The organism is Chitinophaga caseinilytica, from assembly GCF_038396765.1.
In the GTDB taxonomy this organism is placed as follows: domain Bacteria; phylum Bacteroidota; class Bacteroidia; order Chitinophagales; family Chitinophagaceae; genus Chitinophaga; species Chitinophaga caseinilytica.
This window is the reverse complement of record NZ_CP150096.1, coordinates 1,334,262-1,360,955: the sequence shown is the minus strand read 5'-3', so window position 1 is coordinate 1,360,955 and position 26,694 is coordinate 1,334,262. Positions and strand designations below refer to the sequence as shown.

Sequence of the window (26,694 nt, the reverse complement as noted above, 5' to 3'; positions counted from 1 at the left end):
AGTGGCGATGCCGCCCTCTGCCTGGATATTTTCCTGTTCAGTCTTTACGAATTAATATCCCGGATTCTGTTTCAGGTTGGGGTTAACAGCCAGATCGTTTACGGGTATGGGAAACAGGAGATTCCGCGGATCGTCTGTGGGCTTGAGGTCCCAGGGCTGCAGGAATTTCCCGAAGCGGATCAGGTCTTGCCGGCGCCATCCTTCCCAATACATTTCGCGGCCGCGCTCGTCGAGCAGGTTGGCGAGTGTGAGGGTGGCAAAGGGCGTGGCACCGCGCTTCACGCGGAGCTGGTTCACCACCAGCAATCCGCCGGCGGCGTTGTTGGTACGCAATTGGGCTTCGGCTTTCATGAGCATCACGTCTGCCAGGCGGAAAAACACCCAGTCGTTGCTCGCGTTGTTACTGTTATGGCCGCCGTCGGTCACCATATCGGGCGGATATTTCACGACGCGGATGCCTTTGATCTCGAGGTCGTTCCCGGATTCGGAAAGTTTCAGGTCGCGGGTAAAGGCGAGATTGTTGCCTTTACGGTCTTTCAACGCCGTTCCGTTCTTGTCGAACTGCTGGCCGATGAGGAAGCCGACGCGCGTGCCGGTCACGTCTGTCACACCATCATACGCAACACCGCGGCGGATGTCCGTTGCTTCGAACAGGTCATAAAAAGTGGCCGTGGTAGCGAAACCGTTCCATCCGCTGGGCATCTGGTGATAGTGCAAAGTAGGCGCCCAGTGGCAGAAAGCCGCGTTGCCGCCGCGGATCGTGCTCAAACCTGGCCCGTTCTGCTGGGTAAAAATATTCTCGGTACCGATCACGTCGTTGTTGTACGCGAGGTTGTCGAAATAATTATTGGCGAGCGAATATCTGCCTGAACCGATCACCTGGTCGGCCAGGGTGATCACCTGTTGCATATCGGCCGCGTCGAACGCCGGGTTCGAGCGGTTGAGGAAAGCACCTTTATTGAGGTAGCATTTCATCAGCAGGGCGCGGGCAGCGTCTTTGCTGGCCGTCCAGGCTTTTACCGAGCCCGAGCGTTCGGGCAGGTCGGGGATGATGGCGGTCAGCTCGGTGATGATAAATGCGATGGCTTCCGCCGCAGGCTTTACTTTGGGCGGCATGAGCAGGTTCTCGTTCGGTTCGCGGTAGGGCACCTGTCCCCAGCCGTCGAGCGTAGCGAACATGCTCAGCGCGCGGATGAACCGGGCTTCGGCGGCCTGTTGTTTGGACGGATTGAAGTTGAGCACGTTGGTAGCGGAGAATTGCAGCAGCAGGAGGTTCGTGAACGTGTTCTGGATGGTGCCATGCTCGGGCGTCCAGGTGTGGAGCTTGAGGGAGCGCCATGCGCCGTTATCGTCCCAGTCGCCGCCACGGGTGGGCGCTACCGCTTCGTCCGAAGGCATTTCCTGCAGGGCCCAGAAGTTAGACTGGTCCTGGAAAGGCAGCTGCATATCATTGTAAGCGTTGATGAGCAGCGAATTCACCTTGATCACTTTTTCGGCTTCGGAGCGCACCAGCGTGGAACCGAGTTTTTCGTCGAGCTTCGTGCAGGCGCCGAATGCGAGGGCAGACAGGGCGAAGATGGAAAGTTTTTTATGTAGATGCATGATTATCTGGTTTAATAAAGGGAAACGGAATTAGAAGGAAACGCCTACGCTGAACATGATATTCCGGGCGGTGGGGTACGGGATGTACTCGATACCGAACGAATTCACGCCGTTCACGCTTTTGTCTGTGTTCACTTCCGGGTCGAACCCGGAATATTTGGTGATCACGAAGAGATTCTGACCGGTGAGGGCGAGGTTCAGGTTCTTGAAATTCTTGCCGACATCGCCGAAGGAATAGCTGATGGTGGCGTTGGTGAGCTTCAGGAAGTTGCCGCTTTCGAGGTAGCGGGTAGACGTGGCGATGGGGTTCGAAGTGCTTTCCCCGTTGTTCAGCAGGTCTTTCCCGATGTTGCGGGACGAAAGATTGTTGATCGCCAGTACCGTGTTCGCCGTGTTGTTGTACAGTTTATGGCCGAAAGCGCCGTTGAAGTTCACGGAGAAGTACCATTTCTTCACGCTGAGGTCTGTGGTGATGCCGAGGAGCGTGCGAGGGTTGGGGTCGCCGCTGTAGAAACTCTTATCGGCGCCGCCTTCGTATTCGCTGATGCCGTCTTTGTTCAGCCCGGTCCATTTCCGCAGGTAGAACACGTTGAGGGGATAGCCGTTGGCGAAACGCTGGATGGTAGCGCCGGATACGCCCTGTCCGCTGATTGCGCCGGTCAGTACATCGGGCCCTTCATAATTCCGCAGTTCGTTTTTCATGAAAGCGGCGTTCACGCCCAGGTTCCAGGACAGTTCTTTCCCGCGTACCACTTCCCCGCGTAAAGCCAGTTCCACACCGCGGTTCAGGATTTCGCCCGGCATGTTGCGCCACACGTTGGCGGCGGGGCCGGGGCCGGTAGCGATGAAGTTGAACAGGAGGTCGGAGGTCTTTTTATGGAAATAGTCCACGTTACCGGAGATGCGGTTTTGGAGGATGGAGAAATCGATCCCCGCGTTCAGCTGTGCCGATTTTTCCCATTTCAGGTCGGGGTTGGCCGCGTTGATCTGTCGCGATCCGCCGCCGCCGGTGAGCATGAATTGTTCCTGCGCAGCGCCGGCGGGGAATTCCTGGTTGCCCGTGATCCCCCAGCCCGCGCGGATCGCCAGTTGCTGGACGAACGAGTTGCCTTTGAGGAAATCTTCCTGGCTGAGGTTCCATTTCGCTGCGAACGAGGGGAAATATCCGTAACGGTTGTTCTTCCCGAATTTGTTGGACCCATCTGCCCGCATGGTGGCCGTCAACAGGTATTTATCGTACAGGTTGGCGGTTACGCGGCCGAAGATCGACTGCAGTTCCGATTTGGGCTGCACCATGGTCGACATGAACGTGTTGCTCTGGTGCGGATCCTGGAGGATGCTCGTGTACGGCAGCGCGTCTGTACTGAATCCCAGGGCGCCGAGGTCGGTGGTGCGGTATTGGAAATCCTGGTATTCATACCCTACCACGGCACCGAGATGGAAGGCGTCGGTGATCTGCTTGTTAAAGTTGAGGGTGTGGGTAAACAGTTTGGTGAGCAGTTCGGCATTGCCCTGGTAGGCCTGGCCGAGGTCTTTTACGCCGTTGATATTGATCCACGACTGTATTTCCGTGCGGCGGATACCGGCCTGGCGGTTGATCGAGAAGAGGAAGCGGTACTCCAGGTCGTTGGTGATCTTGAAATACGGGGAGATATTGCCCAGCAGGTAGCTGATATCGGCCTTATCGTCCCAGGCTTCCGACATGCCGAGCGGGTTTACCGCGCCGTTGCTGCCGAGGATGGTGAGGCTGCCGTCGGGTTTGCGGAGGTTGAGCGTGGGGTTCCATTGGAGCGCCTGGCCGATGAGCGACCCGGTAAAGCCGGCGTTGTTGGAAATGGGCGCCATGGTTTCCACGGTTTGCGCGGCCATGAGGGAGAAATCGAGGCCCAGGCGGCGGCTTTCCAGGAATTTGAACTGGCCGGTGAGGTTGCCGGTATATTTTTTCAGGCCGGATTTGAGGACGATGCCTTCCTGGTCCATCAACCCGAAAGCGGCGCGATAGCGGGCATTTTCCGATCCGCCGCTTACAGCCACGTTAAAATTATGGGTGAGGCCGGTACGGAGGATGGAATTCAGTCCTTCTGCGGAGCCACCTTCATCTCCCCCTGCGAAATTGTAGTTTTTCAGGGTTTGACGGAATTGGTCGGCATTGAGCACTTCCAGTTTTTTCATGGCGGAGCTGGCGCCGATGGAGTAGTTGAAGTCCAGTTTCGCGGGGCCTTCCTGTCCTTTTTTGGTGGTGATGATGATGACGCCGTTGGAGCCGCGGGAGCCGTAAATGGCGGTAGCGGATGCGTCTTTCAGCACGTCCATGGAAGCGATATCGAAAGAGTTCACGAAGTTGAGCGGGTTGGCGGCGGGGGTTTGACCGATGCCGTTGGCGTTGATTTCCGGGCGGGCCACGCGGCCGTCGAGCGGAACGCCGTCGATCACGTAGAGCGGCTGGTTGCCGGAGCGGACAGACGATACGCCGCGGATCCTCACGGTGGCAGCGGCGCCGGGGGCGCCGGAGTTGTTAACGATCATGAGGCCGGCCACTTTGCCCTGGATGAGCTGGTCGGGCGAGGCTACGATCCCTTTATTGAAGTCTTTGGCTTTCAGCGAGGTAACGGCGCCGGTGAGGTCTTTTTTGCGGGTGGTGCCGTAACCAACCACTACCACGTCGGTGAGGGTGGAGCTTTCCAGTTTGAGGATCACGGAGATTTCAGACTGGTTGGCGATGTTCACTTCCTGCGGGGCGTAGCCGATGAAGGAGACCACGAGCGTTTGGGTTTGGGTGGGCACATTGAGCTTGAAGGCGCCGGTAGGGTCGGAAACCGTCCCGATGGTGGTGCCTTTCGCCTGAACGCTGGCCCCGGGGATGGCGCTTCCTGTTTCGTCGGTAATCTTGCCGGAAACGGGTTTTGTCTGGGCGAGGGCTACCTGGGATAGAAACAGGGTCAGGCAAATCAGCAGCGCGCTAAGCAGTCGCATTTTGATCATAACGTAGTGTTTAAAGAATTACTGAGATAGTTTTTTGCGGAGTGGAACTAAACGTGAAATCCAATTTTGGTTGAACGGTTCAAAGTAAACGGGTTCACGACTGGCGGCAAACTATTATCGCCCGAGTATAGAAATTAAAGGCCCAAAACGCCCGTCACTGCAAATCAATTCAATGATTTACAATCGGTTAACAATACATATAAATATCCTTAATATAAACGTTTTTATATCTTGATTTGCATGATCCGGTCTTCGAACTCGTCGTTGGGGAGGGTGGATTTGTTCCGGATTTTGGTTTTATAGGCGTAAATGGTGTTGACGGAGTATTCGAGGATGCGGGCGATTTTTTCGTTTTCGGAGATGCCGATCCGGATGAGGGCGTAGATGCGGAGGTCGGTATTGAGGAGCTCGTTTTCCTTGAGGCGTATCTGGTCTTCTTCCCGGAAGAAGGAGTTGAATTCGGCCACGAAGTTGGGGAAAATGCGGAGGAAGATGCGGTCGAAGTTATGGAACAGCTCTTCCCGTTCCTGCTTGATATTTATATTATTGACGATATAGCGGATATCGCCATGTTTGTGATCTGCGAGTTTCGTTTCGACCTGGTTTTTCAGTTTTTCGATTTTCTCGATGTAGGCCGAGGCGATATGGAAGCAATAGCCGATGTATTCTTCTTTGATCCGGTTGGATTCGAGGAGTTTGTCGTTGATTTCCTGCTGGCGGTGGTGGGCGTCGGTGATGATTTCCTTGGCGGCTTTGAGCCGGCGGATTTGTTTGAAGATGATGAAAGTGAGGAGGATGAGGGCGAGCACGAGGAAGGTGGCGATGGCGGAGTAGACCACCAGGCGGTTTTTCTCGCTTTCCACGGCGGAGTACCGTTCCCCTTCGATCATGGGGAGGATGGCGCTTACCTGGACTTTTCGCTGGCGGGCGCCGTAGAAGGTGGCGTCTTCCACCGCCCGTTCGATGTACCGGGACGCGTTCTTGATGTCGCCGGTCTGGAACAGCAGGGAGGCGAGGTTGAAGGCGGCGGTTGTTTCCTTGACGGAGCCGCGGGTGTCGGCCATGGCGGATTGGGCGAGCATGGCGATGGCGGAGTCGTATTGTTTCCGGAATACATATATGGAGCCGATGTTTGCCTTGATCATGGCTTGCTGGTGCCAGGAGAGGTTGGGCAGGGCCATGGTGCGGCGGAGGTAATGGAGGGCGGAGTCGAGCCGGTTTTCCTTGAAGAATTTGTATCCCAGGCAGGAGAGCCGCTCGAAATGATCGTCGGGGTAGCTGGCGGCGGCGGAGTCGGTGTAAAGGCCTGCGAGGCGGAGGTATCGTGGGGAATAGTACCAGTCGTTCACATAATCGGCGAGGTCATAATAATATCTGCGGATGAGCACGTAATATTCGGCGCGCATGGTGTCTGGAAGGGCCTGGGGTTGGAGGGAGTCGAAAACGGCGGCGGTTTCGCGGAACATGCCGGACGAGAGGAGGATGAACCCGAGTTTGATATCGGCGTATGCAGACCGGTGAGGGTCGTTCATGGCGCCGGCGATTTTTTTGAGTTGGAGGGCGTAAGAAAAAGCGGTGTCGTAGTTGAACGACTTGTATTCATTATACAGGCGGATGCAGGCGTCGTACTGCGAAGCGGGAGACGTTGCGGCGGCGAGTTGTTGTTTCAGCGACTGGAGGAGGGCATATTTCGAGTTATCGAAATCGCGTGTGAGGCGGATGGTTTCGTCCAGTTGGCGTAACATGCTGTCTTTCCCGGATTGTGCCGTGGTTGCGGTACTCCAGAGGATAATAATGCTGAACAGGATCCACTTCATAAAATAATTCTGGCAGCTATAAAGATATCAGAAATCAAGATTTGAGAAAAAAATGAAAATAGATTTTGCAGAAATGAAATTTTGTCTATTTTTGCAATCCCAATCGAGGGAAACACTCCTCCTTAGCTCAGTTGGTTAGAGCATCTGACTGTTAATCAGAGGGTCGTTGGTTCAAGTCCAACAGGGGGAGCGGAAGAAAGAAAAGGATCGCGTAATGCGGTCCTTTTTTATTTTTGGTAACCATTTGCCAGTGAGGCGTTAGCAGCGCTTATCGTTAAGCCCTGCTAACTCAATTCACAATTATTCTCCTTTTCATTATTACAGCGCTACGCTACTGTATATTCCTTCTTAATTACCGATACTCCTTAATAACTTAAAGTTGCCCCCCAACACCTTTAAATTTCTCTACAAACTGGGAGAGCTTTTGGAAAACAGTACGCTTTTTAGTCAAGTACAACGGATTTAAAGGGCTCATTTTTGGCAAAAGGGCATTGAGCTCCGTACCATTTTCACTCGCGTACTCGCGTTTTAAAGAAGTTTTTATATACCGCTTTGCTTCTTCTTCATTCAAGCTTTCTTCTGCAATTAATTCACTTGCTTCCTCCTTCTGCCTGCCTTGAGCAAAAGCAAAGAAAGAATCAATCACATTCGCTTTGTCCTTAAGGGTATCAAGGTCAGTTTCATTAATAAAATCAACTACCAAACTCTCCTTTGCCCTGTTTCCTATACTTGCACGAATAACTCTTCGAATTTCTGTAATTAATGAAGCTTTGTCTTTTGTCTTTTTGTTGTGCTCAAAAATCAATTCAAGAATATAATCAAGGTTTATTTCCTGCGATTTTAGCAAATCTACCTCGAACACTACATCGTCCCAATCAATTTTTGATTCCTCAGCTGCTTTCCCGAATTTTTCACGTCTGATCCAGTCACGTATATCATTATATGTAGATCTGTAATCCTGAACAGTTCGTTCTTTTAGCAATTCAATTTTTTGCATTGAGGCAATATCCTCATCTGTTACGAAATGAGCTTCTTTAAATTCCTTTACAGCTTCCGCATTATTTATGTCAATTGTCTGAAATGCTTTGAGATTATTAAATTCATCGTAGTTCTGGAGTATATTTTCTACACGCAGATATTCTCCAAAAAGTTTAGAGAATTCCTTCTTCTCCCTTTCTGTTACAATTGCACCAGGGTCAGGAAATTTTTCATTTAGCTCTCCTACGACTTCAACATAACCTCTTCGGGCTTCACCTGTAACAAGGTCCGCAAAGCCCTCCAGATATTCATTATAGCCTTTTTCAAGCACTACATTTTTTGTATTACTATCTCCGAAAAGTGTAATGGCGTCAATCGTTGCTTTTTCCAGATCCCTGAACGTGACAATATTGCCAAAAGTCTTAGTAGCATCGTAGATGCGATTGGTGCGTGAAAAGGCTTGTATCAAGCCGTGATAACGCAAATTCTTGTCAACAAACAACGTATTGAGCGTAGGAGCATCAAACCCGGTAAGGAACATCCCGACTACAATTACCAGGTCTACCTCTTTATTCTTTACGCGTTTAGCAAGATCACGGTAATAATTTTGAAATTCGTTACTGTCAACGCCGTAATTCGTTGCAAACATGGCATTGTAGTCATTGATCGCCTTCGTCAAAAATTCTTTGGCACTGCTATCCATTGCAGAAGGTTCAAACGTTTCATCAACTATTTCGCCTATCGCATTCTGCTCTTCATTGGCGGCGAAGGAAAAGATGGTTGCAATTTTTAGCGGCTTGTCGCTATCTTTCTGCAACTTGTTTAACGCTTCATAGTAATATTTAGCGGCATCAACACTGCTTACGGCAAACATGCCGTTAAAGCCCTTGTTACTCCCTTGATTTCTATGGGTTTTTATCCTGAAGTTCTGTAAAATGTATTGTGAAACTTCTTTTATGCGTTCAGGATGAAGCAGCGCTTTCCTGTTTTCGGCTGCACTTAACTTCTTCTCATCCAGCTCGGTTTCTATACTTTTAAACTGTGGCCGGACATCATTGTAGTCCACCTTAAATTTCAGTACTTTTTCATCTCTGATGGCATCTGTAATCACGTAGGAGTGTAATTCACGACCGAATACACTTGCAGTAGTGTCTGCACCCAATGCATTTTGTGGAAAGATGGGAGTACCTGTAAAACCGAATTGATAAAACCTTTTGAACTTCTTATTCAGATTCTTCTGGGCTTCACCAAACTGCGAACGATGCGCTTCATCAAAAATAAAAACTACTTGCTTTTGATAAATGGACAAGTCATTCTCATTTTTCATGAGATTATTTAACTTCTGAATAGTTGTTACTATAATCTTATTATCATCTTTTTCAATATTTCGCTTTAATCCTGCCGTACTTTCCGAGCCGTTTACACTATCGGGCGAGAATCTTTGATACTCTTTCATCGTCTGATAGTCCAAATCTTTGCGATCCACTACAAAAAACACCTTATCAATGTAATCGAGTTGGGTTGCCAGTTTTGCCGCTTTAAAGCTGGTCAAGGTTTTACCTGAACCCGTGGTGTGCCAAATATAACCGCCTCCCTCTACTGTAGACCATTTTTTCGATAAAAACGAACTTTCGATCTTCCACAACATGCGTTCAGTTGCTGCAATTTGATAGGGCCTCATGATAAGCAGCGTATCACTTGTATCAAAAACAGAATAAGTAAGTAATACTTTTAACAGCGTCCGCTTCTGAAAAAAGGTAGCTGTAAAATCTTTTAGGTCCTTAATCAAAGAATTATCAGCCTTAGCCCAGTTCATGGTGAAATCAAAGCTGTTCTTACTCCGCTCAACCGTGTTTGCGAAATATCGGGTGTCTGTTCCATTTGAGATAACAAAGATCTGTATGTACTTAAAGAGCGAATTCTGACTATTAAAGCTCTCTTTGGTATAGCGATGTACTTGATTAAAGGCCTCGCGAATGGCAACACCACGCTTTTTTAGTTCTACCTGCACCAAAGGCAATCCATTTACCAGTATGGTGACATCGTAACGATTGGTGTGTGTTCCCTTTTGTTCAAATTGCTTGATTACCTGTACCTTATTCCGTACAACATTCTTTTTGTCAACTAAATAAATGTTTTGGATGTGCCCATCGTCAAAAACGAAATCGTAAATATAATTGTCATGTAATTTCCTCGTTTTTTCGACAAGGTTGTCACTTGGCTTGTCCAGATATTCTTCCACAAAACGAGTCCACTCAGCATCCGAAAACGCCATGTTGTTGAGCGATTGCAGTTGCACCCTTACATTTGCCAACAGGGCTTCGGATGTATTGAGGTTTGACGGATATTCATAACCTTGATCGATCAGGTCCTGGATTAATTCATACTCCAGGGCCGACTCCGTTTGATACACAGCAGATGGCTCATTTAATTCCAAACTCCTCGTAAATGCATCAAGTACGATGAATTTATTTAATTCTGCTATGGTATTATATGTTGACATCCTGTTCTGTTTCGCTATTATTAACAATTGACTTGAAGCCGTACATTCTTTTTAACTCACTTACCAAAAATCCCAACACTCTCTTATCATTTTCATCAATGATGGACACTTCTTCACCATGATGTTTTGAATGACTAGATAGGTTGATAATACGGTTATAATATGCCTCACGTGACTCCTGCGGTAAAAGGTCTCTCCACTTATTATAGCCCAAAAATGTAGACGCCTTTTCTAAAATGTTTCGAAGAAAATTAAAATGATACTTTTGAATATTGCCTGGCGGCTGCATCGCCTTTTCCAATTCAGCTAATAAAAACAGATGATATGAGAAAGGCGAATCGCTGGGTTGATCATTCATTAAAAAAGTACCGTCTTCCAATTTCTCAAAACGCTTTTTTGCGCAGTGCTTCACTCTGTAACCGGTGCTTGCATCAGCGTTATTGAATTCATTGAACAATACATTATAAAATAATGGATTGTGCGTTGTGATAATAAATTTAAGGCCGGATTGACTAGACTTTACTAATTCTGCAATATTTACAGCCAACTCAATTAAATGTGTATCATCTAATGAACTTACGGGATCATCGATAAATACATATTGCAAGTTATTAAATTGATCCGTATCACGATCCGCTTCCTCTGCCACATTTAGTACATTTATTGTTTGTTCCAGCAAGCTGTAAAAAACACTCCAGATAAAACAACTTTCTTCGCCTTTGGAAATTTTCACAAATTCAGACGGCTCATTATTTCCACGTTCAAATGAAAAACGCACTTCTGAATAAGCAGGTATTAATATATCGTTATTGTCCTTATCCTTAATGGCATATTCTGCATTAAAACGAGGTGTTAATTTATCGTTTGTATATCGTTGAAAATGCCTGGCAATGTTAGGCTCTTGTCCTTGTTCGACCAGCACCCAATGGGTATAGTCATTTGGTTGGATTTTCAACTTCCTATCCGTATCCTTATCCAGATCGTTATCCCAATAAAACAAATCCTCCGTAAATGCATTGTAGTACATTATTCTAATTTCCTCCTCCTCTACTTCAATTTCTGGATTTTTGGGCGCTATTAATTCTTTGAATTCACCTGACAACCGTGTTTTTCCAGTGCCATTAAAAGCATAGATTAACTGCACTTTTTTATCCGTATCGTGAAGGTCTTGAGCTATTTTTCTTAATGACTCTCCCATTTTACGATGCTATGTTGTTCTTGGGGAATGTTAGTAATAAATCACGGTAATATTCATACTGTTTTTTCCTTAGCTCAATCTCTTTCGGGAGACCTTCGATGATGGAGGTAGTGAGTATGTCGAATTTATCTAGGATATTAACAATACGCTCTTGTTCTTCCGGCGAAGGGATAGGAATTAAGACCTTTTCTAAACCTCTTGCATTAATTGCAGAAATTTTACCCGAAGAAATATACTTTTTAATTTGGTCGTGGAATTGTTTAGTACGTGTAAAATATGCAACATATTTAGGGTTTAATAAGCTTCTGTATGAAAAGCAAGCATCGTGTATAACAACACTTTCATTACCCAGCCAAGCTGTTCCCATTCCAATATCTTCGATAGTTTCTCCGGCACCTACGATAACTACATCACCCTTCTCGGCAACTCTGAGATTCTTGTTTTCAACCAATTCTTTGCTAAGAAATGATTTACTTTCCTTTGCCCATGTACCATAATAAGTATACATCTCTCCATAGTGTATACAAGGAACCCCATTTGACATAATATCGTCTTTTACAAATCGTTTTCCCCTTTGAAATTCTCCAACTATGCCTAATCCTTCTTTCCCAACTTCCGCTTCTTCAAAACTAAACAACTGCTCCCGGTAGTAGTTATACTGCTTTTTACGTGCTGCAAGCTCTGTTGTAAGCTCTGTTGTAAGCTCTGTTGCATGCGCTGAAAATCTATCTAGAATACAAACGATTTCCTTTTGAACGGAGAGGGGTGGAATGGGGACTGCGAATTTTAGAAACATCGGCCTTCTCAAAGATGTAACAGATGAGTGGACTGACGTTGTCTTTATGTAACTATAAAAGTTTGCTACGATATAGTGATAAATATATCTTGGGTCTACATCAGCATTAGGTACAATCCTGTATGCTCTTTGGTGAAGAGCATATTTCCCCACAGCCCAATGAAAAACTTTGCCTACGCCTACGCCATCACCAGCTGTAATAATTGCAGTTTCATCAAAATCGTAAGAACTAAGTTTCAATGGAGTTAAACCTCTTGCATAAAACGTATAATTTCCGTCATTAACTGCGTCTTGGGTATCATGACTACCAGTGCCTATAACAGCTACCTCTTCCAACATCTTCCATTCCACCTCAACACCAACCAATAATTTCTCTAAATAACTCATCCTTCAATCTCCTTTATAATTTTATCAATATCAGCACGCAAACTATCTATCTTCACCACTGCTTCTGAAATCTTACTATTGAGTTCCACTATATCAAACTTCTCCCGAGTATCTCTCGCTTCCACATAAGAACTAACAGAAAGGTTATAATCATTTTCTGCAATTTTTTCGTTGTCAACAGAAACAGCTACGTGGGCTACATCCGCTTTGCTATCAAACAGTCCCATGATCTTTTCAATATGCCTGTCTTCCAATATATTGTTGTTGGTTACTTTCTTGAAGAAGTCTTCGCCACTGACATCAATAAACTGAGTCTTATTTTCTTTCTTATGCTTTGAAAGCACCAGGATATTTACAGCTATCGAAGTACCATAAAATAAGTTGGGCGCTAAGAAGATAATGGTCTCTACAAAGTTATTATCAACCAGGTACTTCCTGATCTTCTGTTCTGCACCACCACGGTAAAAGATACCGGGGAAGCAAACAATAGCTGCTCTTCCTTTACCGGAAAGATAGCTGAGCGCATGCAGCACAAAGGCAAAGTCGGCTTTAGATTTAGGAGCCAATACGCCCGCTGGCGCAAAACGGTCGTCGTTAATGAGCGTGGGATCGTCGCTGCCTATCCAGTTGATAGAATAGGGAGGATTGGAAACAATGGCATCGAAGGGTTTTTCATCGCCAAAATGAGGATCGCGCAGGGTATCGCCCAGCGCAATGTTAAACTTGTCGTAATTGATGTTGTGCAAAAACATATTCATACGCGCAAGGTTGTATGTCGTATGGTTCACTTCCTGCCCGAAGAAGCCTTCTTCAATGATATGATTGTCGAAATGTTTTTTGGCTTGCAGCAGCAAAGATCCTGAACCAGCTGCAGGGTCATATATCTTGTTTACTTTGTCCTGCTTGTGCATCGCCAGTTGTGCAATTAACTTGGAAACATTTTGCGGCGTAAAGAACTCCCCACCTGATTTTCCTGCGTTGGCTGCATAATTGGAAATAAGAAATTCATAGGCGTCGCCAAAAAGGTCTATTTTATTTTCTTCAAAACTCCCAAAATTCAATTCTCCCACACCTTTCAATACAGCCGCTAAACGGCTATTCTTATGTTCAACGGTATTACCGAGGCGTGTACTGGTGGTATCAAAATCAGCAAACAAACCTTTTATATCTGGTTCAGATGGATAACCATTTGCAGAACTCTCAATCGAATCGAAAATGGCCTTTAATTCTGTGTTTAGATTTGGATTGGTATTGGCTGTTTTGGCAACATTTACAAATAGTTGACTGGGATAGATAAAGTAACCTTTTGTTTTAATCGCATCGTCTTTTATTTCCGGTGTGATCACATCGTCCGATAATTTTTTATAGTCAATACTTTCATCGCCACCTTCAATATAATTGATGAAGTTCTCACTAATGAAGCGATAGAACAGCGTTCCTAATACAAACTGCTTAAAGTCCCATCCATCTACCGAGCCACGAACTTCGTTGGCGATTTTCCAAATTTTATTTTGCAGCTCTTGCCTTTGTGCGGTGCTTGTCATTATTTATCCTTTATTAAATCTTGTGGTTTAACTCCTAATATCCTTGCAATTTCAAAAAGTACTTCGAGTCTTGGCTGCTGTCTGTTTTGCACATAGCCATTAACTACGTTGTAGCTTTTACCCAACTGCTCAGCCAACCAGGTTTGTTTTACGCCTTTTTTCTCCAACACTTCTTTAATTCTGTTCATGTCTTTTTGAAATGTCTCCGAAAGATAGCTTAATTTCTCAAACTATCTTGTTTTACAGTATAAAAAGTGTTTAAATTATCAACAGCCCGTGATTAGACAGACATTTCTTCCCGTTGACGTCATCCATCCGAAAAACAAAAAGCCGGCTGCATACAAACGCAGCCGGCTTCTTCAATCCAATCAAATCCCCTAAATCGCAGGGTCCGCCGGCGTATTCGGATTATTATCCCGCTCGTTCAACGGGTAAGGATAAAAATTCCGGTTCCGCTCCTCACCAGGCTGGTTCGGGCCTGGACGGCCAAACCGCCGGCTATCTTCCAGCTCCTGACCGCTGATAAACATCTCCAACCGGCGCTGCTTGTAGATATCGGTCATGATCGCCGCCTGCGTTACCGCGCCGGCATAGGGCGACTGGTTCGCACCAATACCATAAATATCGTCTACCGCCTTTTTCGTGCGCACGGCGTTCAACGCAACGATCGCATTCGGGAATTGCGACTGCCGCGCGTAATTTTCGGCAATGATCAACTGCATCTCACCGGGCAGATACACGGGGTACGACGAAATATTGGTTTCCGCGAAAGCCTTCAGCGGATAAGTAGTCCCGCTTTTGAAACTAATGTAATACCCTACCCGCGGGTCTGTGGCGGCCGGCACCGGCGCCAGCCCGTTGCGCAGGCCCAGCGTGGAATCTATAGCGCCGAAAACGTTCTGCGTGAACGCCAGCTCCCCGACAGGGTTCGGCGTTACGGTAGAAAAAAGGAACTCCGATTTCTTGGTGGCATCCACCGCTTGTGCATAGGTGATGGCTTTAGTACCGTCTGCCGTGTTGTAGGTACCGGTAATCATGCTTTGAATGTTGTAAAACCGGGCCAGCAATGCTTTGATGGTATTTTTCGCATCGATCCCTTTCGGCACTTTACCGAGGAATTTGGCGCTGATGGCCGTGGTGGCCAGTTCCGCATCGGCGCTTTCCAACACCTGGATCACCTTTTTCAACGCTTCCGCCCTCGGACTGAAAGTGGCATGATTGGCGTTCGCCAGTGGGATCTGTTCATAATACTGCACGAGCATCCCCATGCTGAGCGCGTAGAAGATGCTGGCATATGCCTTCAGGCCCGTGCGGTCTGCCGGATCGGTGGCGATGGCGAGATTGTTGAGCACGGTTTCCGATTCGGTCCGCAACAGCAGGCATTGCGTCCACATCTGCGTGATGAAGGAATTGCTGAGCGTGATGGCGCCCTTTCCCGTTTCCACTTCTTTTTCACTGGTGTTCCCGATGTTGATGGTATATAAAGCATACACGCTGTATCCACCACCCACGGCGTAACAGTACAAGGGGCTTTGCCGCCCGATCGAATAACGGCGCTGCAAACCGGCACAAAGTGTCATCAGCGCATCCGGACTGGTTTCCACGCTGGGCACCGAGCCCTCGCTCGGGTTGATGTACTCCTTGTTGCACGAAGTACCGGGAAGCAGCGTGCATCCCAACAGGAAGACGGCCACGATTCGTTTTATATGATGCATTTTCATGTTACTTGACTTTAGAGATTAGAAACTGGCGCGGAGCGATAATTGATACGTTCTGGGGATGGGCACGTTGCCGAAATCGATCCCGCGGAGCACAGCACTGTTGCCGCCCGCGTTCGTTTCCGGATCGTATCCGTCATAACTGTCGAAGCTCACCAGGTTGCGGCCCGTGAGAGACACCGTCATGCTGCGGATGAAACGCGCCAGCGACGGCAGCTCATAGCTAAGCGATACTTCGCGCAGCTTGATGTAGGAACCGTCTTCCACGCGGTATTCTTCCGTATTATACACCGAGAAGATGTAGCCCCTCGGCAGTTCGCCCCTGATCTCTTTCTCGGAAATATCCCCGATGCCCACGCCCTGGCGGGTGCGGCGGTCGGCGTTGAACACGTCCTGACCCAGCGCGCCGTCGAACAGGAAGTTGAACGACAGCTTCTTGTATTGCAACGCGTTCCCGAAGCTCACGATCCAGTCGGGATTCGGATTGCCGATCACTTTGCGCAGCAGCACTTTTTGCGTGGAATTGTTGATGGCGGCGATGGGGCGGCCCTGGTCGTCTACCTTCCATTTTCCATTTTCGTCGCGCTCGAAATAGTTGCCGTAAAACACCCCGATAGGCTCACCCGCCAGAATAACCGAAGGCGATCCCGCAGCGTTCACCAGCGTAATGGGCGTTACCTGGCTCGAAGATGTTACCAGGTTCTTATTGCGGTTCACCGAAGCCGTGAGGTTCCAGGTGAAGTTTTTATTCATGACCGGCGTTGCGGTAATGCCCAGTTCCCATCCTTTGTTGGTCAGGTTGCCGACGTTTTCCACACGGCTGGTACCTCCGCTCGATGGCGCCAACGTCCTTTCCACCAGCAACGAACTGCCGACGATCTTTTTGTTATACACCGTGAACACCACGCCCAGCCTGTTTCTCAGGAACGACAGATCCACACCGCCTTCCATTTCGCTCGCGCGCTCCGGCTCTACGTTCGGGTTGCCCAGCGCGGGATTGAGGTTGAAAGTAGCCGTACCGTTGAGGGAAGCCGACAGGTAAGAGGTAAACCGGTCGTAGCTGCCGATGCCAGACAGGTTGCCGGCCAGCCCCCACGATCCCCTCAGTCTGGCAGAAGAGAACCAGGACCCCATGTTTTGCCAGAAGTCCATCTCGTTGAGGTTCCAGGCCAAACTCGCCTTGGGATACCAGTAGTTGCGCGTGTCTTCCGGGAAGCTGGTGGAACCGTCGATGCGGGCGGCCAGCGTCAGGAAGGCGATATTTTTATACCCGAAAGTTTCCTGCAGGAACGCGCCGTACACCTGCCGCTGGTCGTAGGTATACCGCGGATCGAGTTTGGTGGCGGCCCCCATGATGGTGGTGATGCCCGGCAGCATATCGCGCCCCTGGTTATACTGGCCGGTAATTTTCTGATACTGGTGATTGAACCCTACCGTCGTCTGCGAAGAAAAGTCACCGAACTTGCCCTGGTAGCCAACGTTGAAATCGTTATTGATCAGGAACGTGTTCACATTGGCCGCAGACGCATAACCCGTGCCTTCCTGCGCGGAGATGTACGGATAGCGCTCAATGAAATTCTGGCCTTCCTGACCGAAGTTGTCTACACCGAGAATGTAATCGATGCTCAAACCTTTCACCGGGCGGATCTTCACCTGGAGGTCGCTGATCGTGCGGCTGACGGATTGTGTGAGCGACATATCCTCGATCACGCTGAGCGGGTTTACGCGGGTAGGCTCCACGGCTTTGAGGTTGCCGTAGCTGTCCCTTTCGTTGATATTGAAAATGTTGTTGGTGATGTTGATGGAGTTGATGGGGCTCCAGAACACGTTACCATTGGGCTTTTCGTTGGAAAAGCTGTTGGTATACGCCACCCCGCCGGAAACCGACAGCCATTTGGTGATTTCCTGGTCTACGCGGGCTTTTACGTTGAACCGCCGGAAATCCGTGTTCCGGACGATCCCTTCATTTTTATAGTAACCGCCGGAGAAATAGTACTTCGTTTTTTCCGATCCCCCGCTCATCGACACATAATTATCCGTGCCGATCCCCCGCTGGAAGATCTCGTCCTGGTAATCGTAGCGTGTCACGTCTACCAGGTCGGTAGCGAGTTTACGCGTTTGTCCGTCGGGTCGCACGTAAGTGGTGAACGCCTGGCCTGCGGGTGCGTCGCTGATATTGCCGAGGCGGAGGGCGGCGGTACCGAATTGTTTGCCGTATTTGGAAATGTATACTTTCTTGCGCAGTTCGTTCACGATGATGCTGGTGCCCACGTCCACCTTGAGCTGCCCGGCCTTGCCGGATTTGGTGGTGATCAGCACCACGCCGTTGCTGGCGCGCGCGCCGTAGATCGCGGAGGCGGATGCACCGGGGATCACGTCGATCTTTTCGATATCGTTGGGGTTGATGTCCGCGAGGCGGTTGGTCCCGAATTCCGCGCGGGGGTTCCCGAGCACGTTGAGGTTGGTTACGTTGGTAGTGGCATTGCTGATCACCACCCCGTCTACCACGTACAGCGGTTCAGCCGATCCCATGATGGTGCTGGTACCGCGCATGCGGATGGAAATGCCGCCTGCGGGGTCTCCCGAAGTCTGGGAAATCTGCGCGCCGGGGACCTTACCCTGTAAAGACGCGCTGAGGTTGCCGGAGCCGGTGTTTTGGAGCTGTTTCGCATCCACCGAATTCACCGTATTACCGAGCTGCTTACGCGATTGCCGGAGCGATGAGCCGATCACTACCACTTCATCCATCTTCAACACGTCTTCCTCCATCACCACATCGGCCGACGCGGCGCCACCGCTGACGGTCACGGTTTTGTTGATGGTTTTGAAGCCGATGCCCGAAAACTCGAGCACCTGTGTCTGGCCCTGGACGTTGGCGGTAAAGCTGTACTGGCCGTTGGCATCCGTAGTGGCGCCGGTGGCGGTGTTGCGCAATTGAACGGTGATGCCCGGCACGGTAGAACCGTCTGGTGCCGTCACCTTGCCGCTGAAGCGGATCTGCGCCATCAGTACGCAGGCCGTCAACTGGAAGAAGAGGAAAAGTGAAAACGTCTTCCATCTTCTTTTCTGATAACTAAGTGGATTTGTCATGACGAATCTGGTTTTGGCTGTAAAAATTGTGAATGGGGATAAAGGATTTTGGTTGATGGACGCTCATGCACGTCATGGTAAGACATAGCCGTTCCTGCCGTTCATTGTTCACTACGGTGGTTTGCTATCGGGGGTAAAGCCTTTCTTCGTCGTTAATTTTCTTCGGGGTGTAATTCCTTTCTTTTCGTTTGCGCCTTTCGGGATTGATTCTACGTTTACCTGATTTCCAGCCCTGCCGCCGCATAAGGGCGCAGCAGTTCGTGATCAGGTTCCAGTTCTGTTATGATTGTATCGATACTATTGATATTGCAGACTTTCAATCGCTGTGAGGTGTTGATTTTCTCCGAAATCGCCAGCGACACGACTTTGGAGGATGATTCGATCATCGCTTTTTTGATTTGCACCACGTCGAGATCATTGTCTGTGAGCCCGTCGCGGAGGTCGATGGCGTTGGTGCCGAGGAAACAGAGGTCGGCTTTCACTTGCCGGATCTGTTCGATGGCGGCGCCGCCGACGGTTATTTTAGAATTTTTGAGGAGCCTGTCGCCGATAACGATCACTTCGATATGCGGGTGTTGCGAATATTCGAAAGCTACGGGCAGGCTGCCGGTGAAGAAGGTGGCGTGCAGTTGTTGCGGGAGGGCGCGGGCCAGCTCCAGGATGGTGGTGCCGCCGGTGGTGAGCACGAACATGCCGTTTTCGATCAGCTGTGCGGCTTTTTGCGCGATGATCTTTTTTTCCGAACGGGCGTAAACGTCTGTTGGACTGAATGCGTTATGGAATGATTTGGATAGCGCGCCGCCGTGTACCTTGATGATGCGACCGAGGTCTGCCAGCTCGTTGAGGTCGCGGCGGATGGTGTCTTCCGACACACCCAGCCGTTCCACGAGGTAGGTCGTGAGCACCCTGTTGTGGAGGTTCACTTCGTGCAGGATTACGTTCTGACGTTCTTCCTTGAGCATAAGCGGCGAACTTGGTTGAATACGGCAAGTTACCGAAAAAGTCCTGAAACCCGCAAAAAAATGCATCCACTTTCTTAAAATACGCAGTTTGGCGCATGAATCTGCCGGTTTTGGCTGGGATTTCCCATGGCGGAAGATTATCTTGATCCGCCGGTCGAACGGACCGGAAACAGTCGGATATCGCGCCATCCCTAACATTCCATCCCGTCAAAAAATCGATCCCGGTACGGAAATTGGACATCTTGTATAATTATCTACTTCAACTTTTTACGAATTGATTTGTAACTAATCCCGACGTTGCAACGTCATAAGTAATTGTTATAATTTTTATTAGATATGTTGGAAGGCGGAAACAGAACGCAAAGGCAAAAATCCGGAAACCCGATCGTTTCAGTTATTACCGTGACCAGGAATGCAGCTGAATGCCTGGAAACGGCTATTCAAAGCGTATTATCCCAATCGTTCCCCGATGTGGAGCACATTATCCTGGATGGCGCCAGTACGGACGGCACTATCGAAATCCTCAAAAAGTACAATGATCAGATCGCTTACTGGAAAAGCGAGGCAGATGGCGGCGTGTACGATGCCATGAACAAAGCCGTGCAATATGCACAGGGCAAGTGGGTGCTTTTCCTCGGGGCGGACGATGAGCTGTTCGACGGCTTTTCCGAAATGGCGGAGCGTCATCTCAAGCGGCCCGATCATATATATTATGGATGCAGTCTCTGGAAGAACCTCGTGTTCGGTTGTCAGTACAGCGGATACATGCTGGCGAAGGAGAACATCACGCACCAGAGTATTTTTTATCCGCGGAGCATATTCGACAGCTATAAATTTTTGCTGAAATATAAGGTGCGGGCGGATTATGTCATGAACATGCAGTTGTGGGCCGATAAGCGTTACCGGTTCGAATATGTTCGCCTGCTGATATCGCGGTACGCTGCCGGCGGGTTTTCCGGGCAGGTGATCGACGAAGCTTTCCGGAAAGACAGGGTCCACCTGGTGGGCAAATATCTTGGTTTCTTCGTGAAGTTGCGCTACATACTCAAGCGTTATAAGTATAAGCGTATTAACTTTGTCGAATACTAAGCGCACTCTATGAAAGTCTATTTCGATCACCAGGTTTTCTCATGGCAACGTTACGGCGGGATTTCCAGGTACTTTGCCAATATTTACAATTCCCTGCATGATCGTGGATATACCGATTGCAAGATCACGCTGCTGTACAGCCGGAATCATTATATACAGGACCAGAAATTCCCGCTTTCCCCCATGCTGGGCGAGCGTTTGCTGAGAAAGCAGCGCAAGCTGGAAAAGTGGAACAGAAAGTATTCGAAGTACCTCATCGGGAAAAACGATTTCGACATCCTGCATCCCACGTATTACGATCCTTATTTCCTCACACGGTTGAAGAAGCCGTTCGTCATCACCGTGCACGACATGATCCATGAGCTGTTTCCCGAGTTCTTTTCACCGCACGATCATAATATTCCCTTCAAGCGCGCCACCATCACCAAGGCCGATCATATCATCGCCATTTCCGAATCCACCAAAAACGATCTGCAGCGGGTTTTCAACATCCCCGACCACAAGATCAGCGTGGTGTACCATGGTTACCAGGAAGCGCATGTTCCGGCAGATCCGGCTTTCAAACCTCCGTTCCCGGAATACCTCCTTTTCGTGGGCGACCGTGCAGGATACAAGAATTTCGCCCGGTTCGTGCAGGCCGTTCAGCCTTTGCTGGACCGGTACGACATCAACCTGATCTGCGCCGGCGGCGGGGATTTCGGCGTAGCGGAAAAAGAGCTCCTCATCCGGGCGGGCATCGAGCATCGCGCGAAGCAGATTTCCGCTACCGAAGCGCAGCTGAACGCTTTGTACCAGGGGGCGCTGGCGTTTGTTTACCCCTCGCTGTATGAAGGTTTCGGGCTCCCGATCCTGGAGGCTTTCCGGAATAATTGCCCTATTGTTTCCAGTAACACGAGCTGTTTCCACGAAGTGGGCGGCGATGCCGTCGCGTATTTCGATCCGTACCAGGTGGAAGATATGACGCAAGCCATCGATTCGGTCATCAATAGCCGCGATCGGTCCGGGGAGTTGCGGGCGAAGGGGTTGGTGCAGCTGGATAAGTTTCCGATGCAGGTTTGTATGGATAAGACGCTGGAGGTTTATCGGGGGGTGGTGTAACGCGAAAAGAGATGATGTTAAAGACTCCGGTATCATCCGTTACCTCACTGCGTCCTGTTATGTATCCATAAATCTGAATGGTCATCTACCCATATATCAATCATCACAGTACCTGCATCAAAGTCGTTCGCTTGATGGCGGTGATTATTTTCTGCAACTTTTCCGGAGATTAGTGAATGAGGTGTTTCATCCTAATATCGTTTCATAATTGATACAAGCATCTTAGCGATGGCGGCGTAGCCTCTATCTGAAGGATGCAGGCCGTCGTATGTCATATTGATGGCTTCGGGCGGGTAAGGATAGGCGTCGGTTTCGGGGTTCCAGGGAACGTCTTTCCAGGCGGGCCATTGGAGCCGTTGATCTTTCACCAGTTTGAATTTGACCATATTCTTCAGCGTGATGCCGCTATTGTGGTACAAATCCACGAACGTTATTTTCTCTTTCTGCGCGATGGAATCCAAAGCTGACACGAACGATTCGAGGGATTGTCCGTTTTTATTGGGTTTGTAGGTGCCCCACGCATTGTTGTGGTTGTTATGGAGGTAGACGAAATCCCCCCGTTGGAGGGGCGCCATGAGTATGATATGCGCGTTGGGATTGAGGGCGCGGATTTTGTCGATAATGATCCGGAAGGAGCCGCACACTGTGCCGTTGCCGCTGTTGGAGGAATAGTCGGACATGGTGCCGAGGGGACGCCCTTGCCACCAATCGTTCGTTCCCAGGAAAACAGAATAGATATCGGCTTTCCCGATGCCCAGTTTATCGAATTGCTCCGCGATCCCGCCAGACGTCCAGCCGTTGTGACCTTGATTTTGATACTGGATGTGGGGGAGTTTTTCGGTCACCATGGTCATGTATCCTTTGGTGATGCGATGGTCTGTTTCGTTGGGGTGTTCGTTGAGGTAGGTGATGGAGTCACCGATCGCGATCCAGGTGAGGGGGCGCGGGGTGAAGGAGGTGATGAGCAGAATTAAGATCGCGGAAATAAGATATTTCATAACGACAGGTGAATATTTACAGTTAGAAGTACCATTCACAACAAAATACAATGGTTTGTCATTATATTTGATATTCTTTTATCATTTATTCCACAGTGCGTCCATTCCCATGGTTCAAATCAACAATCACCTGAAAGGAAAATCGTATCAATAGCCCAAGACCGCACTAACAAACAATCAAATAGCCCTTTCGCAACGCGCTCCGGGAAATTGAGAGAGAAGGGGTTCGTGTAACGGGAGGAGCTATCCAGGGAGTTATATTCTGATAGGTCATTTGGGGCTATATAGGGATAAGTAGATTCCTAGTAAAAGTAGTCGCCCCATTTAACTTCTGGTAAAAGAATCATGTGCAAACCTTCCAAATTAATGGAGTAACTAATGTTATTAATTCTACTATTTAGTTCTCCAAGAAGGATGTGGCGGGTAAGCGCAGGAAAACTTTCATCTACAACGAACAGTGCAGCGCCCAATATTTCGATCTTAAAATCAGAATAGTAATCCTTAAATACTGGATTATAACCCGCCAGAAATAATGACTTCTGAAATTGAGGAATAAGATCTAGCCGACTTTTCCCAACATAGCTATAAATATCTTCAACTAGTTTCAACAGACTATCTGCATACGGGTTTTCCGTTCTAAACAATTGGAAAGATATTAATGCTAATTTCTTGTTTTCCAATGGCGCTAGCTGATCAATACCATTAATTATATGAATATGACGATCGGAAAAAGTGCCTTTGACTTCAATACTCCAGTCAGAAAAAACAAAATCATGTTTTCCTTTTACAGGACCTCTCCAGTTATTCAAAGCTCTGGCAGGATCTAACCGACATAACTCCCGCAAAATGAATAATTCACAAAATAGCCCACCAATTTGATTATCTGTCATTCTTGCTGCCGGAATTTCCGCCCAAAAAGACTGCCAGTTCCTAATAACCCTGGAAATTGCTTCTGACGCCTGTACTTTACACACTAGAATTTCGCAACAAATATCCTTGACTATTCCGGTGAACTCATTTATGAGGTTAGGCAAATTACACTGAATATCAATCACTGACTTGACTGTTCCGTCCATCATATAATTCTTTCTGGTAACAGCAAGACCTGTTACACCGGGATCGACAACATTAGTCATTCCAATGTCCTCCACAGCCAAATGATAATATCCAATTTCGTCCACGAAAATGTGCAGAAGGGATTCTTTTACCTCCTCCAGTGCAAGCCATACACTTTTATAACCGATGGCATGGCCACCGAATCTATCAAGGTCTTTCCATGTTTCTGACGTTAAATCCGTGTACTTCATTATTGGCCAATATAGTCATTTGGTTCATAACGACTTTCCGGCAAGATGATAGCAACCCCTAACAGATCAATAGGCTCTTCTTTAACACCGTGATATAGATCCACACGTACTTTCTTCTGTTCCTTAAGGGTTCTGGCGACGGCTTTACTACCTTTCCAAATCAAATAAATCAGTAATGTAGGAATTGCTCTCTTTCCGTTCTCATCATAACTTATTCGGAGATTATTGGGAGATGTCATCACTCCAATATTATATCCTTTATTTGTGACAACGCGACTTCGCTGCATCATATTTACTTCTACTCCCCCAAGCCAAACGGGCTCTAGCCCCTCAACCGGTTTTACATTAGAGACTATCCCTATATTCCACTTTCCCAGTTCCGGAGGATGCAATCCTCCACTTTGGCGGCGGGATATGTATTCTAACAATTTGATAGAATCCAGGCCAGGACCACCCGTATCGCTAGCTTCAGTAAAGGAATATCTATTTAAAAAATCATTCAAAACTGCATCCCCATCTACACTTTCAGCTACATATGCATGGCTATCCGTACGATACTCAAACCCATATTGTTCATTGATATTATTAAGAAAAGAATTTGCAAGGTTTAGATTTCCTCTCAGCAATTCCGGCTTCTCCAAGGCGAACCATGTCGTTTGATTTAAAGAATCGCTGTAGCTAATTTGACGTTCTGTTGCAGCTCCCATTTTATTAGGAGACGTTACCATTAGATTTCGGTGCCCTTTAATTGCAATCGCCATTTCTAACGGGGTCTTATTTTCCTCTTCATATCTGTAAATTTCCTGGCGAATCTCTTCTTCTACCAAAGCAAGATGTTCGAAAAATCCCCAAATTGTTGCCGTAGTATGTACCCTTGTCAAATCTTCGTAGCCATGACGGTAACCAAACCAGCGTCCCATTTGTAACAAAGTATCGTATTGTCGGCTTGCACGTAAGTAATAGCTAATCATTAACCCTTCAAGCGTTAACCCTCGGGAAAGTTGATTACCCCCTACTGCAATGACCTTAACTTCATTTCCGGACATATAGTCCAGGCTGTCGTCGGAGTTACTATGAAGCTCCACAACTTTTACCGACTTCAACACATTTGCAAGTTCAAACCACACAGCATCGAACTCCGGAATAAAATTATTTGTTCCTAGTCCAGCCTTCAATTTCTCAGAATTCGTACTGTAGTCCCTCCAGACCATCTGCATGCTTTGCTTTAATAACATGGCTTCATTACTATCCGAGTAACGACCTGCAATCTGCTCAACATATTCTGTTACGATTTTCTTAACGGCCATTATTCTCGAGATTTGATGAAATGCATGCACCAACATACTCATGGGCTTCATTTTATCTCCCCTCAAATTTCTAACGGCACAAGCGAGTAGAAACTGATCAATTGCAATCGATAATTTATCTGTTACACGGCTTCGTCGGGTAAGCTCGTTTGCTTCATCAGGAACTTCAACAACAAACGACCGAGCCAATTCTCCTTTAAATATTCTTGATGCTCCAAAATATCCGATCGGCTCCGGTAGCGAAACAACAAAATTTCTGGGATATAAATCCTCCTGTCCTTTAATCGCCTCAGCGTTCATATCAATCAGCACATTTGCAAATGGCGTTGCTGTATATCCTATATAAGCCTTTTTGTTAAAACAATCCAACAGTCTGCAAATATGCCGGTTGATAATCGTTTTATCCTCCCCGGGATCCCCGGCATTCGCATCGATAGATGCCTGGTCAGCTTCATCGTCAATAATCAGGACGGGCATCCTCTGACGGAGTTCAACGGGCGCTTTCGAAACATAGCTTATCAGGTTATTTAATACCGTTGTTTGTTTTTTGACAACGGCCAGTGTGGGGGTATCTCTTTCACAAAAAGTCGAGAACAATCCTAAGTTTGTGATACTAAAATCATTATGTGCAGTTGTTAGCCGGTTCCATTCCCGGGCGGCTCCTGGTGCATCAATGTATTTTTCAGGACTGATCATATCACGTACACCTGTAAGCTCGCGATCCAATCTAATTTGAGTTTGCCGGCGCAAAACGTTGTGTATACCCGCGAGTACAATGATAAACCTATACCCCGCATCAACGGCCTTCGCTATCAATGCGGTGAAGTTTGCGGTTTTGCCGCTCTGCACATACCCAACTACCAAGCCCTTATAATTAATTTCCGACCTACGTGGATTTGCAAGTCTTTGCATTATACTTTTAGTGGCTTCGTCTATAGCTTTCACCGTCACCCCTGCCTTTTCAGGACCGTACTTCCTCGTCAATTCGACAGATAAAAATTTATCCAGTCTTTTCCAGTAGTACCCCCTCCAACGCTTGCATTTGACTGAAGCCATTCTTCATACCATTCCTCATGATCTCGGGATCCAACTACCGAAACAGGAATCAAAATAGCGCCATCATGCGCTTTCCTATATCCTACATTCTCCAAAAATTGTCTTTCTATATCCTTCACCACCTCTACTTCCAGCGCCAATTTTGTCACAGGATGCTTTAATTCCAAAAGCTCTGCATCCAAATCGAATACATTTTCACCAAAATGTTTAAATCTGTCAGTCAAAACTGTTACCAGATGTGATATATGGGGATCTTCCATTT

General features: G+C 47.9%; 17 protein-coding genes and 1 tRNA gene. 3 read left to right on the top strand and 15 right to left on the bottom strand.

All coding sequences use genetic code 11. The features are described 5' to 3' along the window. Nucleotides 1-51 precede the first annotated feature (51 nt). The 3 genes from WJU22_RS05880 to WJU22_RS05870 form a co-directional block, all read right to left on the bottom strand. Nucleotides 52-1,602, bottom strand: coding sequence for a RagB/SusD family nutrient uptake outer membrane protein (locus WJU22_RS05880; RefSeq protein WP_341842329.1), 1,551 nt, complete (start codon nt 1,600-1,602; stop codon nt 52-54). A 30-nt stretch (nt 1,603-1,632) separates the two neighbouring features. After that, nucleotides 1,633-4,584: a SusC/RagA family TonB-linked outer membrane protein gene (locus WJU22_RS05875; RefSeq protein WP_341842328.1), complete on the bottom strand. Its 2,952-nt coding sequence runs from the start codon at nt 4,582-4,584 to the stop codon at nt 1,633-1,635. A gap of 224 nt (nt 4,585-4,808) precedes the next feature. Further along, nucleotides 4,809-6,401, bottom strand: coding sequence for a DUF6377 domain-containing protein (locus WJU22_RS05870; RefSeq protein WP_341842327.1), 1,593 nt, complete (start codon nt 6,399-6,401; stop codon nt 4,809-4,811). A 116-nt stretch (nt 6,402-6,517) separates the two neighbouring features. On the opposite strand from WJU22_RS05870, the gene WJU22_RS05865 reads away from it, so the two are divergent. Further along, nucleotides 6,518-6,591, top strand: a tRNA-Asn gene (locus tag WJU22_RS05865). Nucleotides 6,592-6,774: 183 nt separating this feature from the next. Here WJU22_RS05865 and WJU22_RS05860 read toward each other — a convergent pair. The 8 genes from WJU22_RS05860 to WJU22_RS05825 all read right to left on the bottom strand — a co-directional run bounded on the left by WJU22_RS05860 (nt 6,775) and on the right by WJU22_RS05825 (nt 19,577). Then, complete coding sequence (locus WJU22_RS05860; RefSeq protein ID WP_341842326.1) at nt 6,775-9,882, bottom strand: type I restriction endonuclease subunit R; 3,108 nt, start codon at nt 9,880-9,882, stop codon at nt 6,775-6,777. After that, nucleotides 9,869-11,080, bottom strand: coding sequence for an AAA family ATPase (locus WJU22_RS05855; protein WP_341842325.1), 1,212 nt, complete (start codon nt 11,078-11,080; stop codon nt 9,869-9,871). Before WJU22_RS05855 ends, WJU22_RS05860 begins: the two co-directional genes overlap by 14 nt. A 1-nt stretch (nt 11,081) precedes the next feature. Next, complete coding sequence (locus WJU22_RS05850; protein WP_341842324.1) at nt 11,082-12,263, bottom strand: restriction endonuclease subunit S; 1,182 nt, start codon at nt 12,261-12,263, stop codon at nt 11,082-11,084. After that, nucleotides 12,260-13,807, bottom strand: coding sequence for a type I restriction-modification system subunit M (locus WJU22_RS05845; RefSeq protein ID WP_341842323.1), 1,548 nt, complete (start codon nt 13,805-13,807; stop codon nt 12,260-12,262). Before WJU22_RS05845 ends, WJU22_RS05850 begins: the two co-directional genes overlap by 4 nt. Continuing rightward, nucleotides 13,807-13,995: a helix-turn-helix transcriptional regulator gene (locus WJU22_RS05840; protein ID WP_341842322.1), complete on the bottom strand. Its 189-nt coding sequence runs from the start codon at nt 13,993-13,995 to the stop codon at nt 13,807-13,809. The genes WJU22_RS05845 and WJU22_RS05840 overlap by 1 nt, the downstream gene beginning before the upstream one ends. Nucleotides 13,996-14,184: 189 nt before the next feature. Continuing rightward, nucleotides 14,185-15,528, bottom strand: a complete 1,344-nt coding sequence (locus tag WJU22_RS05835; RefSeq protein WP_341842321.1) for a RagB/SusD family nutrient uptake outer membrane protein — start codon at nt 15,526-15,528, stop codon at nt 14,185-14,187. Nucleotides 15,529-15,546: 18 nt separating this feature from the next. Beyond that, on the bottom strand, nt 15,547-18,615 hold the full coding sequence (locus WJU22_RS05830) for a SusC/RagA family TonB-linked outer membrane protein (protein WP_341842320.1): 3,069 nt from the start codon (nt 18,613-18,615) through the stop codon (nt 15,547-15,549). Between the two features lie 215 nt (nt 18,616-18,830). Beyond that, nucleotides 18,831-19,577, bottom strand: a complete 747-nt coding sequence (locus WJU22_RS05825) for a DeoR/GlpR family DNA-binding transcription regulator (protein ID WP_341842319.1) — start codon at nt 19,575-19,577, stop codon at nt 18,831-18,833. 336 nt (nt 19,578-19,913) lie between these two features. On the opposite strand from WJU22_RS05825, the gene WJU22_RS05820 reads away from it, so the two are divergent. Continuing rightward, nucleotides 19,914-20,666, top strand: coding sequence for a glycosyltransferase family 2 protein (locus WJU22_RS05820; RefSeq protein WP_341842318.1), 753 nt, complete (start codon nt 19,914-19,916; stop codon nt 20,664-20,666). Between the two features lie 9 nt (nt 20,667-20,675). Beyond that, nucleotides 20,676-21,764 (top strand): glycosyltransferase family 1 protein, encoded by a 1,089-nt coding sequence (locus tag WJU22_RS05815; protein WP_341842317.1) that lies wholly within the window; start codon nt 20,676-20,678, stop codon nt 21,762-21,764. Nucleotides 21,765-21,955: 191 nt separating this feature from the next. Here the strand turns inward: WJU22_RS05815 and WJU22_RS05810 are convergent, their stop codons facing one another. From WJU22_RS05810 to WJU22_RS05795, 4 genes are all read right to left on the bottom strand, one after another. Continuing rightward, nucleotides 21,956-22,762 carry an SGNH/GDSL hydrolase family protein gene (locus WJU22_RS05810; RefSeq protein ID WP_341842316.1) on the bottom strand — a complete coding sequence of 269 codons (807 nt, stop codon included), beginning with the start codon at nt 22,760-22,762 and terminating at the stop codon, nt 21,956-21,958. A 302-nt stretch (nt 22,763-23,064) separates the two neighbouring features. Further along, nucleotides 23,065-24,069, bottom strand: coding sequence for a PD-(D/E)XK motif protein (locus WJU22_RS05805; RefSeq protein WP_341842315.1), 1,005 nt, complete (start codon nt 24,067-24,069; stop codon nt 23,065-23,067). Then, entirely contained in the window at nt 24,069-26,360 is a 2,292-nt protein-coding gene (locus tag WJU22_RS05800; protein WP_341842314.1) for a Z1 domain-containing protein, read from the bottom strand. Before WJU22_RS05800 ends, WJU22_RS05805 begins: the two co-directional genes overlap by 1 nt. After that, nucleotides 26,357-26,692 carry a hypothetical protein gene (locus WJU22_RS05795; RefSeq protein ID WP_341842313.1) on the bottom strand — a complete coding sequence of 112 codons (336 nt, stop codon included), beginning with the start codon at nt 26,690-26,692 and terminating at the stop codon, nt 26,357-26,359. The genes WJU22_RS05800 and WJU22_RS05795 overlap by 4 nt, the downstream gene beginning before the upstream one ends. Nucleotides 26,693-26,694 lie beyond the last annotated feature (2 nt).

Excerpts from the sequence above, each read along its gene's own strand:
- WJU22_RS05880 (WP_341842329.1), bottom strand. The coding sequence starts at position 1,602 with ATGCATCTACATAAAAAACTTTCCATCTTCGCCCTGTCTGCCCTCGCA.
- WJU22_RS05875 (WP_341842328.1), bottom strand. The coding sequence starts at position 4,584 with ATGATCAAAATGCGACTGCTTAGCGCGCTGCTGATTTGCCTGACCCTG.
- WJU22_RS05870 (WP_341842327.1), bottom strand. The coding sequence starts at position 6,401 with ATGAAGTGGATCCTGTTCAGCATTATTATCCTCTGGAGTACCGCAACC.
- WJU22_RS05860 (WP_341842326.1), bottom strand. The coding sequence starts at position 9,882 with ATGTCAACATATAATACCATAGCAGAATTAAATAAATTCATCGTACTT.
- WJU22_RS05855 (WP_341842325.1), bottom strand. The coding sequence starts at position 11,080 with ATGGGAGAGTCATTAAGAAAAATAGCTCAAGACCTTCACGATACGGAT.
- WJU22_RS05850 (WP_341842324.1), bottom strand. The coding sequence starts at position 12,263 with ATGAGTTATTTAGAGAAATTATTGGTTGGTGTTGAGGTGGAATGGAAG.
- WJU22_RS05845 (WP_341842323.1), bottom strand. The coding sequence starts at position 13,807 with ATGACAAGCACCGCACAAAGGCAAGAGCTGCAAAATAAAATTTGGAAA.
- WJU22_RS05840 (WP_341842322.1), bottom strand. The coding sequence starts at position 13,995 with ATGAACAGAATTAAAGAAGTGTTGGAGAAAAAAGGCGTAAAACAAACC.
- WJU22_RS05835 (WP_341842321.1), bottom strand. The coding sequence starts at position 15,528 with ATGAAAATGCATCATATAAAACGAATCGTGGCCGTCTTCCTGTTGGGA.
- WJU22_RS05830 (WP_341842320.1), bottom strand. The coding sequence starts at position 18,615 with ATGACAAATCCACTTAGTTATCAGAAAAGAAGATGGAAGACGTTTTCA.
- WJU22_RS05825 (WP_341842319.1), bottom strand. The coding sequence starts at position 19,577 with ATGCTCAAGGAAGAACGTCAGAACGTAATCCTGCACGAAGTGAACCTC.
- WJU22_RS05820 (WP_341842318.1), top strand. The coding sequence starts at position 19,914 with ATGTTGGAAGGCGGAAACAGAACGCAAAGGCAAAAATCCGGAAACCCG.
- WJU22_RS05815 (WP_341842317.1), top strand. The coding sequence starts at position 20,676 with ATGAAAGTCTATTTCGATCACCAGGTTTTCTCATGGCAACGTTACGGC.
- WJU22_RS05810 (WP_341842316.1), bottom strand. The coding sequence starts at position 22,762 with ATGAAATATCTTATTTCCGCGATCTTAATTCTGCTCATCACCTCCTTC.
- WJU22_RS05805 (WP_341842315.1), bottom strand. The coding sequence starts at position 24,069 with ATGAAGTACACGGATTTAACGTCAGAAACATGGAAAGACCTTGATAGA.
- WJU22_RS05795 (WP_341842313.1), bottom strand. The coding sequence starts at position 26,692 with ATGGAAGATCCCCATATATCACATCTGGTAACAGTTTTGACTGACAGA.